Source organism: Kaistella montana, from assembly GCF_024436175.1.
GTDB lineage: Bacteria > Bacteroidota > Bacteroidia > Flavobacteriales > Weeksellaceae > Kaistella > Kaistella montana.
On the sequence record NZ_JANFQP010000003.1, the window covers coordinates 38748 to 54881 of the forward strand.

Below are 16134 nucleotides of genomic sequence, written 5' to 3' on the forward strand. Positions count from 1 at the left end.
TATCAGTAGCGCGATAACCTTACAAAATTGTGATTAATGAAGAAGTATAGAGATTGGGGCGTAAGTTACCTTAAAGATTTAGAAATTTGTGATGACACAGTCAGTTTTCCAAGTTTCTCAATTCTTTACACTGCTACTGACCATACCCACATATTAATTTTCGATAACGAAATCCATATAGAGCCTGAATCATTTTACTTCATTCCATCAAACAGCCCTATACAGGTTATTGGAAAACCGAAAAATGCTGTGATCGTATGGTTTACGATTGATTTTTTTGTGGATCATTTGGAGTTTTTGAAATATTTAAAAACTGAAATATTTTCCAAAAACCCTTTAGGTATTAAAATTAAGAATACCTTTTTGGAGCAACGTTACATAATTAGACATTATTATTTACCAACCCAAAAAGAAGGGATAAATAAACTTTTCTCAAGAAATATCCTCCGTAATCTTCTAGAATTTGTACTGATCAGAACTTTACTAGAACTAAATCCTAAAATGGAAGGCTACCGAAAAGATTCTTACGAAAAAGAAGTAGCAAATGATTTAGTATTTATCCTTGACGAAGAAGCAACATTCAAATTCAATGTTGAATATTATGCGGATAAACTCAATATCACTAAAAGAACATTAGACAATGCAATTAAAAGTATATATGGATGCACTACAAAACGTTTTATAAACGCAAAAGCAATACAGAGGGCAAAAAAACTTTTGCAAGGAACTGACGTCCCGATTAAAAACATCAGTATAGACATCGGTTTTTCTGAAGAAAGCAACTTTAGTAATTTTTTTAAAAAACACACCGGAACTTCTCCACGAAAGTATAGGGAACAATCGCTACTTCGAAATTCAGATTTAAAGACTACTAAAATAACAGAACCAATAAAATAACCACCATGAAGGCGAATACATTAATCTTGATAACAATGGTTAACCTATTGTTTTCTTTCAGCACAAAAGCTCAAAGTTCAGAACCTGTTACCTTAAATGTAAACCTTTATCCGGTACAGACTATTGAGTTGAACTCATCACAAAGCAATGTAAATTTAGATTACAAGACGAATGAAGACTATAAAAACGGTGTGCAAATCACTGAAGACAACCACCTGAAAGTATACAGCACAGGCGGATTTACAATCAAGGTTAAATCAATTGACCCTAATCTTACCAGTTCAACAAATACCGGAACAACTATCGCCGCTTCTGACATTACCGTGACAGCGACCAAAGGTTCCGTCGATGGAGTTGAATCATTCAGTGCTACACCAGTAACACTTTCAACTTCAGACAGCCCTTTAATTTTCAGCAACACAGGTGCCAACAACAAAACTTTTACCATCAATTACAGCGCAAAGGGCGGGGATAAATACATGAATAAATATATCAAAAGTCAGTCTCCAACAGTATATACTACCCAAGTTTATTATAGCATTGAACCTAGCTAAATAATTCCATCAAATTAAACAATCCAATAACAACGAATCCGTCTCTAATTATAAGAGACGGATTTTTTTTGATGATACTACACACTTTGAAACAACAAGGAAACACTGAATCAAGTTCTACATAGACATCTTAAGAGATAACATAATAGGCAATGTTAACGATTTATTACATTAAATTTTCCTTTGTAAAATATAAAAACACGAGTAACTATTAAAATTTTTCAGATTTCGTAAAAAAATATAAAAAAATAACTCACCATTTATTATAATATTCTCAACAATAAATGGTATTTATTTCATTATTATCAAATAAAAGCGAAGTTAATTATCGTTCACATTTGGATAACTTTTTTGTTTATTTTCATAATTGTTGTTGAATATTAGCAACTTAAATTTGCACCACTCAAATAGCACTCCTCTATCAGCATAGAGTTGTAAAACAAAAACCATTTAGAAATATTATGAAAAAATCAATTTTTATTTTCAGCGTAATTGCAACATTATTTTCTTTAACTGTTAATGCACAAGCTACATCAGTAGCTACACTTAATGTTAATCTTTATCCAATTCAAACTATCGTGGTTAATCCAACACAGACTACTGTTAACTTAGACTATAAAACAACTAGTGATTATGCTAATGGGGTAAATTTAGACCAAAAAGATCATCTAGAAGTTTACAGTACCGGAGCTTTTGCCGTATCAGTAAAATCTTCAAGCACTCAATTAACCAATAGTACTTTTTCTGCGGATAACATCAATAGTTCAGACATCACCATTACTCCTAAACCTGGTACAACAAATCCTTTAACTGGAGCTACACTAACACCTAAACAATTAAGCACTAGTACCACAGTAGGACAAGAAATCATTTCTAGTGACCTTGGTGCGAACAACGCAACATTTAACATTAACTATGCTGCTAAAGGTGATAGTGATAACTATATCAATAAATATCACAATGCACAAAACCCAACAGTATATACAACCACTGTTACCTACACGATTGCAGCTAAATAATATATAACTGAACTCATTTATAGGACAATTTAAGAGCAATCTCTTAAATTGTCTTTTTATTTCATACTATGCACGATTCATTTAGATTCCTTATCATATCATTGTTATTTCTTTCTGGTACTTTTTTCAAAGCACAAACCTCTCTTGAAGTAACTCCACCGCGAAATTATTTCAGTTCTGCAGCAGGCGAAAGCACAACAAAAAAAATAATTGTAACCAATTCTAGTAAAAAGAATGCTTTAACGTTGACCATTTCCTTCAACGATTGGAAGTATGATGAACACGGGAGCAATATTATGGCAGAACCAGAATCGTTTCCTAATTCATGTTCTAATTGGATTTCTGTTCAGCCTCAATCGTATTTTAGTTTAGAACCTGGAGAATCTAAGGAAGTTGAAGTAACAGTAACACCTCCTGCAACAAGAACGGACACACTGAATGTGCATACTGCAATGCTATTCATTACCCAAACCAATCCTATTGACTCTTATAATGAGAACGGTGCATTGATTAAAGTAAGTTTACGAAACGGAATTAAAATTTATCACAACTACAACACTCCAACCCATTCCGATGTTGAGTTTACTAATTTTATATTTGATAAAAAATTCAATAAATTAGAACTTGCCATTGAAAACAAAGGCAATATTTGGACAGATGGTCCAATTGCAACAGAACTGATCAACCAAAGTGATGGTAAAAAGTACCAATTAGAAGATCAAATCATCTACACCATGCCGGGAGATCAGAGAAGCGTTTTGATACCGCTTCCGAAAGATTTAAAACCTGGGAAATACATTGCAACCTCAACGTTTTCCTATGGTGATGATACGATTAAAATGGCCGAATTAACCTTCATTCATGAATAAGTCCATTCTTTTTATCAGTTTATTTTATGCAACTTGGGGCTTTTCTCAAGCTATAAAACTTGTTCCAAATAATGCCGGATATTTACCGGTAAGAAGTTATGCAGGTGCTACAACTCCTAATCTAATTTATATTCCCATACAGCTATATGATTCTAATGGTAGCAAGCTAAACAACTGGAGCTTGAGTTTTAGAGTGGATGGATTAATATCTAATGGCACACAAAACTTCCCACCGGAAAAGTTGAAATTCATCTATAACAGTTTGGAAGCCACTATACCAGCTCCCAAGAATATTACTCCAACAACACAAAATGTGGGAGTACTTACGACACCCATTATTTTTTCAATTGGTAGTTCTAACCTTGTTCCAAACTCTTCTTATAGTTTAGAAACCAATGGTTATTTTGCATTAACCTTAAAATATGATGTGCAGGCTGAGGGTGGAGCTTATCTCACCCAGTATTCATCATGGAATAACTACAAGGTAAATCTTATCATAGAAATCAGAAACCGAAGAGGAGACCTAATGGATTCTAAACCTGTATATTTCGACATGCAGGTGCATCCGGATGACCTCCCTCCAACCACCCCTTCCTATGGAATACAATTTGACCCAAATGCCAATAACATTCTGCTAGAATTCAAAACCGCTGGAGATTATGCGAATGGCGTGTCTAAAAGTTTCACAAAAGCATTTGCGACTACATCCAATACCCCTTATGTAGTACAGGTTAATGCATTAAATAATAATCTGTCAAGTATTAACAACAAGCTTTTACCGATCAGTAGCATTAAACTAAGAGTAAAAGATAACCAAACACAAATGGTGATGAATACGATCAGCTTATCCAACACACAGCAGACCATCCTTTCCAGCACCGCTCATAGTGGTTCTAAATTTTTTGATACCACATATTTCACACAGGCTGGTGATACCAACTTTTTCAACAAAGCATACGAACAATATTCAGGCACCTTAATATTCAGTATCATTCCTCAATAGATTTTGGAAACACTAAAAAAAACATTAGTTTTATTTCTTTTTCTCGGTACAATATTTAGTTTTGCTCAATCAGATTCCATTGTATTGGAAACCGATAAATCCATCATTGCCGTCAATGAAAAAATGCTTTCATTGCAAGTAAAAATTCAAAATAACACAAACTCCACACAAAATTTAGAACTTAGCTACGCTACTGATGAAGGAATCCGAATCTTAAGCAGCAATAGCACCCTGAAATTGTCTCCGAACGAAAGAGTTTTCCTCCCATTCAAAGCATTCGTTGGAAAAAACCAACCCGCCGGTATTTCCCTAGTCAATTTTTTTCTAAAAAATATTGATCATAAAATTATAGCGGCCACCAAAACTCAATTGGTTATCGAACCGAAAAGACAATTGAGAATTATTGCTAATCAGCCTCAGGTTTTAATGGAAAAAATCGGTGACTCATTAAAAATTTCCACACAAGTATATAACGGAGGTAACCAAACCGAACAGGTAGAAATTTTCGCTACTTTCCCTCAAAATTATAGAGGAGAAAACAATTTAAAAAAGACAATTGAACTAAAGCCGTTCACGAACCAAGAGGTTGTTTTTTCACAAATCATCAATAAAGAATTACTGAAATTGGAGATTTTCACGGTCAATATTGCAGGAACTGACAGCAATAAAGAATACTTCGGGAATACAATGGTGATGGTACAGAATGCACTTGGTAGCAGAAAGTATGTGGACCCGATCAACGGCTATCAAAATTTGAATCCAAATTCTTCAAATCATATTTCTTGGAGCGCAACCAATCCTTTTTCTGAGCTTTCAGGTTCCCAAAACATTGATCTCCACTCGGAAATTAATATCGGAAATACCAAAACAAGCGTCAATATGAACGGAATATATTGGCCTCGCTCTGGTACAGATTTACAGTTTCAAAATACTTGGTTGAAAATAGAGCATCGTCTTTTAGGATTACAATTAGGAAACCTAAATGTTAGCGACTTGGACATTAACGTCAACGGAAGAGGTGCTGAATTCTCCTATACGGGTATATCAGAGAACAAATTCAACATTAATGCGGGGATTATAGAGAAAACCTATAATCTTTTTGACCCTTTTCACTTGAATTATTCTCTCAGAGGATATTCTACATTCGCAACTGCCGCGATCGCCTTTAATGAAAAGATAACAACCAACCATCAATTTGTTTATGATACCGATTCTTCCCAAAGAAGCTTTATCATTAAAAACGGATATACCTATAATAACAGAAAAAACACTTTTTATAATTTTGATTTTGGATACGGTTATACCCTATCTGAAATTGATCACCAATCTACAGTCCCTTCTGCTGCTTTGGGATTTAATTATCGTAAAAATTGGAAACAATATATTCTCAGTTCAAACAATTATTATAGTACGGGTTACTATCCTGGTATTAAAAAAGGAAATACAGTTTTTGAAGAACGAATCTCCAGATCTTTTGAAAAATTTTCTCTTTATGTCGGATATAATCTAAATATTTATAATCCTAAAAGCATTGATCCTCTGTATCAATACAACTCCTATTCCCGTAGAAACAAAATGGAAATGGGTAGCAGCTTTTCATTGGCTAAAGGTTTAACTGCCAATATCAGTTCGCAATGGATGAATGAACATTCTGACTTTTTTACCTCTAATTTATTACAATCACAACCCGTTGATTTCCGATCGGTCTTCTTATATTCTACTTTTAATTATAACACCCCTAATAACAAAGACAAATTTAATCTTACTCAATCACAGGGGGTTTCCTATTATCTCAATCTAACCAAACCACAATACGTTTATCAAGTTCAAGGCAATTGGTACCATGGCAATCTGGTATTCAGTACAAGCTACCAACGTGGAAACTTTATGCTTTACGAAGGCAATTCGAACGGTTCAGTCGTGAATGACACAGAAAAAATATCCGCGATGGCCAATTACAGGCTTGCTCTTTTCAATCAAAAAATGAATATCAATGTAAGTGCGATTGGCAATTACGATAATCGCTATGGCAAAAATATTTCGTTTAATACCAATTTCGATTACAGAGCATTCCGCAAGACAAAAATCTTTGCTAATTTCAATTATAATAAATATATTAATAATGATTTTAACAATAAAAACACCTACTTCCAGATCGGAATCAATCAAGATTTACCCACTTTTGGTGAGGAAACTACAAAATTCAAAAGCAGTAATCTGAAGGTTTTCACCTTTTATGATCTAAACAACAACAACGTTTTTGATCCTTTGGTAGATAGTCCGGCTTCTAATATAAAAGTAAAAATAAACAATACTATTTTTATTTCTGATGAGAAAGGCAACATTAGCTATCGTAAAATTCCTTATAATGATTATCTTATCAAATCTCTTGAAAACCTTTGGTACACTGACGAACAAAAAATAAAAGTAGATCAGAAAGAAGTTTTCATTACAATGTCTCTCGAAAAGACAAGCATCATCAAAGGAAGAGTAGAATATATGAAAACAAATAAAAATCATTATGAAGTGCCTCAAATTCTAGCCGGAATTCCTATTATATTCAAAAACAAACTGAATAAAACTTTTAAATTTTACACGAACGCAACTGGAGAATATACTGCATATTTACCTTTAGGAAACTATGAAATCTTCATCAACAATTCCATACTTCCACAATATGTCTATATAGATGATAATTTACAACGTACAACCGCCGAAGAAGGGGTGGCAAAAGTTTTAAACCCTTTCATCCTTAAAATAAAAGAGAAAAAAGTTCAAGTTAAAAAATTTGGAATCTCAGAATAATTCAGAACATCCTTCCAACCTTAGAGAGGATACTTTTTTACAAGATGTTTCATTCTCTCTTCTTTATCTCAATTCCTAATCGCAATGTTTCACTCGAATTTCATGCCGATGATACAAAAGTTTCATGCTAGGACACAAAAGTTTCATTCCGATGAAACTAGCGAACTATAGTAACGTTTTATAAATCCTTTCGCTTGACCATTGTTTTTAATTCCAGAAACTCTATCCCAACATCTTTCATCGTTTTGCTTTAACCAAAGATGATGAATGAATAAGTTGGATTCAGCAGAATGCGAAAAGGAGTGGAACTCATTTTCAAATTCAACATCTAAAGCCTATTTTTCTCCCAGTCAAAGCCTAGGCAAAGCCCAGTCCTAGCCCACCATAAAGGCACTAACCTCCTATCGGCAAAAAGTGCCCTTTTCGGCAAAAACAACCTTTTTCGGCAAATTCGGCAAAAACAGTCATTTCCGGCAAAAACGGCAGAAATAAATCTCCATATTGAGTTAAAATAATAGATTTCAAATAAAAAAACCAATAATATTAAAATCAATATCAACAAATCAACAATAGCCGATACTCTCCTTCCCTTTCTTTAGGTGCGCGGTGAATACATGGCAAAACCTGCTGCCCAGGATGCTCTACAGCCAATTTCCAAAGAGAACCTTGACCTAAATTTATCGGCTTCGAACCCGGCTTTTCTTGGTAATGAAGATCAAAATAATGGTCTTTCAAAAAACTTTCAAATTCCTCGTCTGAACCTTCATGCAATTCCCTAAGTCGCTCTCGAATTTCCGGAATTGCAATTTTCTGCTCAGCTTGATCATTGGGCAAAATATCACTTGACGCACCATAATAGGTACATAAAAAAGTCTGCGTTCCAACAGGTGACCGATCAACATGCCAAGAATAAACATCTGTTGATATAAAATCAAACTCCTCATCTCGTTCATAACATTTCAGCAAATTGAGCGAAGGGGAAGCGCCAAAATCAGTAAGCAATTGCAAATCATTTAAAATCACGGCCCTTGCTTTTTTCGCATCTTCAGAGAGCAGAAGAGCTAAAAGATCTTGAGTATTTATTTCAGTAATATTCTCCTGTAAACGGAGCTTCGAAACGATTTCTTCAAAATTTCCTTCTAATTTCCTATTCCATTCTATGGCATTGATCACTCCTTCAAACGCTGTTTCTACCAAATCTGAAAAAGCAGATACGACTTTAATATTTGGAGCATCAGAAAAATGGATATTCATTTTTGAAGGTTAAAATTAGGGGTTGTCATAAAAATGCGTGAATTTTTTCAGGAAGAATTAAAACCAATTCCTACTTTTTCAAGTAATAGGTGTACACATTATAAGGAAATATCTTTTGGGCCAAATATCTCGATACAACACTGCAAATTAAAATAGGAAAAAAGAGTACAAACCCATTCGGAACCAGATTACAAACCAAAAACAAAGCCGTGAAAGGTGCATAAATAGAGGCCGAAAGTGTAGCTGCAGCTCCTACCAATGCAAAATTGATCAAAGAAAGCCCAGTTCCTAAATAAGTATTACAACAAAATGCAAAACAAAATCCGAGAAAAGCACCCGCAACAATACTTGGAGCAAAAACACCTCCGTCACCACCTGCTCCCAAAGTTAATGCAGAAGCTAATGGCTTAAGAAAAATAAGCAGAATCAAAAAAATTACAGAATAAGTAGCAGATCCGCTAAGAAGCTCTGTTAGTGAATGATAACTGTCGCCATACAGAAAAGGAAAACTGTAAATAAGGATTCCAACCAGCAATGCTCCTAAATTCACCTTAATAAACTCACTGTTGATGCCTGAGAAAAAATCTTTCACCCAAATCACAAGTACCGTGAAATACACAGAAAGAAAAGCGCCCAACACACTGAGTATAAAAAAATAGGGAACTGCTCCCCATTTCCAGTCGGCAAGTGCATAAGGAAGCAAATAGTCTGCTTTGAAATAACTCATAAATAACCACGAAACCAATGCTGAAACGCCACAACTGATAAAAAGTGTTCTACTGAATTTTCTGGCGATCACCTCCAATGCAAACAACAATCCCACCAACGGGTTGCCGAAAAGCACCGACACTCCAGCTGCAACTCCGGCACAAACGAGTTCCATTTTATAGACATTCGCAGAGAAATTTTTCTCGTAAGCTGCATTCCCAACCGTTGCGGTAGCCACCACCGTAGAAACTTCAACTCCTGTTGAACCTCCAAAAATAACCGTAAGAAAACCATTGAAATAATGGGAAGGAATCTTAAAAAGCGGCAAATGGTCTTTCCGCTGATCCATAGTTTTATAAATCTCCGTAATCCCTTTGTTTTTACGATTTTTGAATAGATATTTTCTTAGAAAATAGATGGTAGTAATTCCCACAGTAGGAAGCAAAATGAAAAGCAGCGCCTGCTTATTTTTAACAGTATTGAAAATAAGTTCCTGAAAATACTCGGTAAATACTTTCAGTGAATAGGCCAGAAAACAACTACCAATAGCGATTAAAATAGAAATCCCAATAAGCCGAAATTCATGATGTCTTTGTATTTTTTTACGCTCCATTTTTTTTACTGCATTTAATTTTTATAATATGCTTCATCCCAAGGTTGGACAATGCAAAAACCTGAATACTGAATAAGTAATGACAACATCTGCCTCAATCTTATTTCAAATGTAAAAAGGTTCCGAAACTCAGAAAACAAGTTTAGGCCAAACAGATTAGTTGGTCTTTTTGCAATATTAAGGATTTCAAGAAAAAAAAGGCATTTAAAAAAGATTTATCTTGAATTTTTCACAAAAAACAACCTTTTCCAACTATTTCGGGACAGTTTTTGCTAACTTCACCATTCAAAATTCATCAATAATGAACGCAACAATGATTCAGTTTTTCCATTGGTATTCCGATGGAAACGCCCAACTTTATAACCAAGCAAAAGATTCCACTGCATATTTAAAAGAACTCGGCATTTCGGCGGTGTGGTTTCCACCTGCTTACAAAGCCAACGGTGGCGGTTATTCCGTAGGATACGACCCTTACGATTTGTTTGATTTAGGTGAATTCGATCAGAAAGGAACGATTCCTACCAAGTACGGATCGAAAGAGCAATACATGAACGCTTGCAAAACTTTACAGGAAAATGGCATCTCCGTAATTGCCGATATCGTCCTCAACCACAAGGCCGGCGGTGATGAAAAAGAAAAATTTCACGCAGTAAAAGTAGATCCCCAAAATCGACAGCAAAATATTTCAGATCCTTTTGAAATTGAAAGTTATACCAAATTCACTTTCCCGAACCGACAAAAAAAATATTCCGATTTCGAATGGAATTTCACCTGCTTTTCTGGTGTAGATTATGCGGAAGGTCAGGAAGAAGGAATTTTCCAAATCATCCATGATTTCGGTGATGGTTGGGAAGAAATGATCGATGACGAAAAAGGAAATTATGATTATCTGATGTACAATGATATCGACCACCGAAACCCTTTCGTACGTGAAGAACTCGACAAATGGGGAAAATGGTATCATGATCAAATTCACTTTGATGGGGTTCGTCTGGACGCCGTAAAACATCAGTCTCCTGTATTTTACAAAGAATGGCTCTATAAACTTCGCGGAAATACCGGCAAAAATATTTTTGCAGTGGGCGAATATTGGGCGCCTGGAGAGCTGCCTCTTTTACAAAATTATATTGAAGCTACCGAAGGTTGCATGAGCTTGTTCGATTCTTCTCTTCAGCAAAATTTCCATCTCGCTTCAAAACAAGGCGCTGACTATGATTTACGGAAAATATTTGATGAAACTTTAACTTTAGAAAACCCAGCATTTTCCGTTACTGTTGTTGATAATCACGACACTCAGCCTCTTCAAGATTTGGAAGCTCCTGTAGAAAAATGGTTCAAACCGTTGGCTTATGCCCTAATTCTTCTGAGAGAAAATGGCTATCCTTGTATTTTTTATCCGGATTTATTTGGAGCTCATTATACCGATAAAGACAAAGAAGGCAACGATCAGGAAATATTCCTCGATAAAGTAGAAAAAATTGAAGAACTCCTGAAAGCCAGACAACAATTTGCTTATGGAACACAAAGAGATTATTTCGAAGACGCCAATTGCCTCGGTTGGACTCGCGAAGGTAACGATGAACATGCCGGTTGCGCAGTAGTTTTAAGCAACAAAGACGCTTACGAAAAACCCATGGAAATGGGGGAAAAATATGCCGGAAAACAATTCTATGATTTCATGGGATGGTTCCCCGATACAGTGACGATCGATGATAACGGTTGGGGAAATTTCCCGGTTCCCGCAGGCAATGTTTCGGTTTGGGTTCCTCAATAACAGCAATTGAAAAAATTAGGGTAATGAAGAAAATCATTATTGAAGGCAAAAACATCACTGATATTGAAACTTTTTACAAGGAGATCAACCGAGTATTTATGCAAAATGAAAGCTGGAAAATTGCCCAAAGTTTAGATGCGTTCAATGATTTACTATATGGAGGTTTCGGTGAAACAAATGGAAAAGAAAACATCCAATTGGTCTGGAAAAATAGCGAAGAAAATAAAAAATCGCTTGGTCTTCAACCGACCTTAGCATTCTATCAAAACAAACTAAAATCACCGGAAATTTTCAATACCAACTTTATCATCAACAAAATAGATGAGCTGGAAAAAGGCACTGGACTTACATTCTTCGATATTGTCATTGAAATTATCGCAGACCATCCGAATATTATTCTTTTGAAAGAATAAAAAAGACAGAAGGGAAAATTAAAATTGATAGAAAACATTTGCGTTTTTTGCATTAATTTTACTCAAAATATTACAAGATGCTGCAGAACCTAGCGTTTTATCTTTCCCTCGTCATCGTGATTGTTTTGCTCATTATGCTTGCGCAAAAAATCAAAGTGGCCTATCCTGTTTTATTGGTTTTAGCCGGCTTGGGAATTAGTTTTATCCCCGGAACTCCAATTGTCAACATCGAACCGGAACTCATTTTCTTCATTTTTCTGCCGCCTTTGCTGTATGAAGCAGCGTGGAATTCTTCATGGAAAGAACTTTGGCGATGGCGACGAATTGTCTTTAGCTTTGCTTTTGTAGTAGTATTTTTCACCGCAATTGTCGTGGCTTTTGCTGCGAACTATCTTATTCCCGGATTTTCTTTGGTCTTAGGTTTTCTCTTGGGTGGAATCGTCTCGCCGCCGGATGCGGTAAGCGCCGGAGCAATTCTGAAATTCGTGAAAATACCAAAAAGATTTCAGTCAATTCTGGAAGGTGAAAGTTTACTGAATGATGCTTCATCGCTCATTATTTTCCGTTTTGCATTAATTGCTGTAGCCACCGGACAATTTGTTTGGCATCAGGCGGTTCTTGATTTCCTTTGGATGTGTATCGGCGGTGTAGGAATCGGAATTTTAATCGCTTTTCTCTTTATGAAAATGCACAAATTACTTCCTACCGATACCAATATGGACACTATTTTCACCCTCGTTGCTCCTTTTATCATGTATCTCGCTGCCGAAGAATTTCATGCGTCCGGAGTTTTATCAGTGGTAAGTGGTGGTTTGTTTTTATCCATTCGAAGGCATCGCTTTCTATCCGGATCGTCGCGGCTTCAGGGCGTCAATGTTTGGCAAAGTTTCAGTTTCCTTTTAAATGGAATTGTCTTTATGTTGATTGGCCTCGATTTACCACAAATTGTTTCGGGATTGGGCGATACAAGTATTTTTCAAGCATTGGGTTATGGAGTTTTAATTACCGTTATTCTTATTCTCATTAGGATTGTCGCGAGTTATGGCGCTGTGATTTTCACTTTAATAATGAGAAATTTCATTAATGTTGCAGATTCTGAACCACCCGGATGGAAGGTACCATTAGTTTTAGGCTGGACAGGAATGCGCGGAGTGGTTTCTTTGGCTGCTGCTCTTTCAATTCCCGTTACATTGGCCGACGGAACTCCTTTCCCACAGCGAAACCTCATCCTTTTCATCACTTTTATCGTGATTTTGCTTACCCTCGTTGTGCAAGGTTTGACACTGCCCATTTTGTTAAAAAAAATGAAATTACGAGATCGGGATTTCACCAAATCTGAAAAAGAAATCGATTATGAAATTCGAAACGAATTGGCAAAAATAGCCGTCAATAAAATCAAAACCAATTATCCGGAAAAATTGGAAAAATTTCCCGCCTTGAAAGAACAATTTCAAATTTGGGAAAACAGAGTCAACAGTTCCGAAATCATCATTAATTATCCTGAATACCAACAAATTTTTGCAGATATTTTAGATCATCAAAGAAATTGGCTTATCAATAAAAACAGAGAAGAACTCTTGCTCGACGAAGAAATTGTTAGAAAACATTTGAGGCTTTTGGATCTTCAGGAAGAAAGACTGAGCCTCGGTAAATAAAAGGGTTCTATCGAATGATTTTTCCTATAAAATTTAAACTTTAAGAAAAAATTAAGACAAGACCATTTTTCTATTTTATAAATTTGAGGCCTTAAAAAAATTATATGAGTACAACAACTGTAAAAGCCTTCGGAGCCGAAGCAAAAGATAAAGATTTGCAATTGATGCAAATCGAAAGAAGAGAAGTAATGCCGACTGATATTGAAATCGATATTTTATATTGCGGAGTTTGCCACAGCGACCTTCACACTGCAAGAAACGATTGGGGCGGAACCAAATATCCGTCTGTTCCGGGACACGAAATCATCGGGAGAATTACCAAAGTGGGTTCTGCCGTTACCAAATTCAAAGTTGGCGATTTGGCCGGCGTTGGTTGTTTAGTGGATTCTTGCCGAGAATGTGAGAGCTGCAAACAAAATCTAGAGCAATATTGTTTGAATGGTTCTACAGGAACATACAACGGGAAAGATCCGTTTTTGGGCGGTCACACTTTTGGAGGCTACTCAGAAAAAGTTGTGGTAGATGAAGCATTTGGTTTACATATACCTGAAAACCTTGATTTGAAAGCCGTTGCACCGCTTCTTTGCGCTGGTGTTACTACCTGGTCTCCTTTGAAACACTGGAACGTGAAAGAAGGAAGCAAAGTTGCTGTAGTCGGTTTAGGTGGATTAGGTCACATGGCGATTAAACTTGCCAAAGGTTTAGGCGCTGATGTTACTTTATTTTCCAGAAGCCCTGATAAAATCCAAGACGCATTGGATTTAGGAGCCGATGCTGTAGTTATTTCAACCTATGAAAATGAAATGAATTCCGTAAAAGGAAAATTTGATTTAATCATTGATACCGTTCCTTACGACCACGATATCAATCCTTACATCAACACTTTAAATATCAGCGGAACTTTGGTTTTGGTTGGATATATCGGAAAAATGGACGAAGCTCTTTTCACTCCACCGATGATTATGGGAAGAAGATCAGTTGCCGGATCGGTAATCGGAGGAATCAAAGAAACTCAGGAAATGCTCGATTTCTGCGGGGAGAAAAATATCCTTCCGGAAATTGAAATGATCAATATGCAAAACATCAACGAAGCGTACGAAAGAATGCTGAAAAGCGATGTTCGTTACCGTTTTGTAATCGATATGCAGTCTTTGAAAAACTAATTTTTCAGCAATAAAAATGAAATATCCGGTTGATTGATCAGCCGGATATTTTTATTTAAAACTTATTTCAAAACCTTTTTTGCAGTTTTCAGTGAACCGTCGATGGGTTGAGTGACTTTTAATCCTAAAATTTCCGCAACCATCGGATAAAGATCCACATTCCGGAACTCTTCAATCGTTTTTCCTTGTTGAAAAGCCGAACCTGAAGCGACGAAAGTTGCCTTCATTTCCGAGACTTTGAAAGGATTGTAACCATGTTTTCCGGGTGTTTTTTTAGATCCAGATTCCAGAAAAACTTTGGGAACATTTGGAACTAAAAGAATCTGTCCAATTCTTCCGAAACGGTCATCAGAAGTACGATAATGCAATTTTTTAGGAAATTTATCGGTGAGATAAACTTTATAATCTCGCGTTCTATTTTTCTTTAATTCCCGATAAACGGATTTCACTTCCGCTTCATTTTTCACCATCACACGGAGCAAAGTTTGCGCGTTGATGTAAGTAAAACGATTTTTATCTAACAAAATTCCTGGAATTTCGAGCGGCTTTTCTAAATCTACATCCTTCATCCCGTGATCCGAAACGAAGATGAAATTCACATTCGGAAGATTCAGTTCATTGACTTTCTGAATTAATTTCCCAACAGTTTCATCTACAAAACCAACTGCATCACAAACTTCGCGCGATTCTGTGCCATAAAGATGGCCGTTTTTATCCACTTCTGGGAAATAAAAAGTAATCAAATGTGGCCGTTTTTCTTCGGGAAGTTTCAACCAATTCAATACGATATTGATCTTTTGATCAGCAGGAAATTTATCATGATATTGGTAATAATAGGTTGGCCGAGTTCCTCCCGCATCGCTGTTGGAAGCTACCCAAAACAACGAAGCAGCAAGTGTTCCCTGTTGTTCTGCAAGACTCCAAAGTGGAATTCCACCAAGCCAAGATCCGTCGGAAATTTTGCTTTGAACGCTCATTCCAAAAAAATCATTACGCTTCTGATCATAAAAATAATTATCAACAAAACCGGTATGCGAAGGGAAAAGTCCGGTGATCATCGTGTAATGATTCGGTCCTGTAATCGAAGGATAAGAAGGAATCATAGCTTTCGCTGAAACACCGTTTTCTGCCAGTTTCAGGATATTCTTTGCATTGAATTTTTTCGCATAATCATACCTAAAACCATCCGCAGAGATTAAAATTACATAAGGTTTTGCCAAAGATTCAGCGGCATTCTTCCGGTTCGGAACCACAACTTGCGCAGTATAGGCTTGAGAAAAACTCCATCCGAAAATCAAAATATAAACTAGTGAAAATAAATTTTTCATGAAGAATAATTGTGATGCAAATTTAAACTGAAAAACTGAATCCGAAATATTAAGAAATCTTTATTCTAAGGATTCTTGT

Annotated in this window: 13 protein-coding genes; 10 read left to right on the forward strand and 3 right to left on the reverse strand. The window is 36.0% G+C overall.

Annotation, left to right across the window (positions count from 1 at the left end; genetic code table 11):
* Window positions 1–36 precede the first annotated feature (36 nt).
* The 6 genes from NOV28_RS10035 to NOV28_RS10060 all read left to right on the forward strand — a co-directional run bounded on the left by NOV28_RS10035 (window position 37) and on the right by NOV28_RS10060 (window position 7147).
* Window positions 37–897, forward strand: coding sequence for a helix-turn-helix domain-containing protein (locus tag NOV28_RS10035; RefSeq protein WP_255930530.1), 861 nt, complete (start codon window positions 37–39; stop codon window positions 895–897).
* 5 nt (window positions 898–902) lie between these two features.
* The gene (locus tag NOV28_RS10040) at window positions 903–1451 is read left to right on the forward strand and encodes a hypothetical protein (protein WP_255930532.1); all 549 of its coding nucleotides are present in this window, start codon (window positions 903–905) and stop codon (window positions 1449–1451) included.
* A 461-nt stretch (window positions 1452–1912) separates the two neighbouring features.
* Window positions 1913–2470: a hypothetical protein gene (locus tag NOV28_RS10045; RefSeq protein ID WP_255930534.1), complete on the forward strand. Its 558-nt coding sequence runs from the start codon at window positions 1913–1915 to the stop codon at window positions 2468–2470.
* A gap of 68 nt (window positions 2471–2538) precedes the next feature.
* Window positions 2539–3339, forward strand: coding sequence for a fimbrial biogenesis chaperone (locus NOV28_RS10050; protein ID WP_255930536.1), 801 nt, complete (start codon window positions 2539–2541; stop codon window positions 3337–3339).
* The gene (locus tag NOV28_RS10055) at window positions 3332–4342 is read left to right on the forward strand and encodes a hypothetical protein (protein WP_255930537.1); all 1011 of its coding nucleotides are present in this window, start codon (window positions 3332–3334) and stop codon (window positions 4340–4342) included. Before NOV28_RS10050 ends, NOV28_RS10055 begins: the two co-directional genes overlap by 8 nt.
* Before the next feature lie 3 nt (window positions 4343–4345).
* Complete coding sequence (locus NOV28_RS10060; RefSeq protein WP_255930539.1) at window positions 4346–7147, forward strand: COG1470 family protein; 2802 nt, start codon at window positions 4346–4348, stop codon at window positions 7145–7147.
* A gap of 555 nt (window positions 7148–7702) precedes the next feature.
* Here NOV28_RS10060 and NOV28_RS10065 read toward each other — a convergent pair.
* Both NOV28_RS10065 and NOV28_RS10070 read right to left on the reverse strand, forming a co-directional pair.
* A complete protein-coding gene (locus tag NOV28_RS10065) occupies window positions 7703–8401 on the reverse strand; it encodes a DUF1826 domain-containing protein (RefSeq protein WP_255930541.1) in 699 nt (232 codons plus the stop codon).
* A 70-nt stretch (window positions 8402–8471) separates the two neighbouring features.
* Entirely contained in the window at window positions 8472–9722 is a 1251-nt protein-coding gene (locus tag NOV28_RS10070; protein ID WP_255930543.1) for a chloride channel protein, read from the reverse strand.
* A gap of 220 nt (window positions 9723–9942) precedes the next feature.
* On the opposite strand from NOV28_RS10070, the gene NOV28_RS10075 reads away from it, so the two are divergent.
* The 4 genes from NOV28_RS10075 (at window position 9943) to NOV28_RS10090 (ending at window position 14727) form a co-directional block, all read left to right on the forward strand.
* Window positions 9943–11496 (forward strand): alpha-amylase, encoded by a 1554-nt coding sequence (locus NOV28_RS10075; RefSeq protein WP_255930545.1) that lies wholly within the window; start codon window positions 9943–9945, stop codon window positions 11494–11496.
* Between the two features lie 23 nt (window positions 11497–11519).
* Entirely contained in the window at window positions 11520–11909 is a 390-nt protein-coding gene (locus NOV28_RS10080) for a barstar family protein (protein WP_255930547.1), read from the forward strand.
* Between the two features lie 77 nt (window positions 11910–11986).
* Window positions 11987–13564: a Na+/H+ antiporter gene (locus NOV28_RS10085; RefSeq protein ID WP_255930549.1), complete on the forward strand. Its 1578-nt coding sequence runs from the start codon at window positions 11987–11989 to the stop codon at window positions 13562–13564.
* Between the two features lie 104 nt (window positions 13565–13668).
* Window positions 13669–14727, forward strand: coding sequence for an NAD(P)-dependent alcohol dehydrogenase (locus NOV28_RS10090; protein WP_255930551.1), 1059 nt, complete (start codon window positions 13669–13671; stop codon window positions 14725–14727).
* 62 nt (window positions 14728–14789) lie between these two features.
* Here the strand turns inward: NOV28_RS10090 and NOV28_RS10095 are convergent, their stop codons facing one another.
* A complete protein-coding gene (locus NOV28_RS10095) occupies window positions 14790–16055 on the reverse strand; it encodes an alkaline phosphatase family protein (RefSeq protein WP_255930553.1) in 1266 nt (421 codons plus the stop codon).
* Window positions 16056–16134 lie beyond the last annotated feature (79 nt).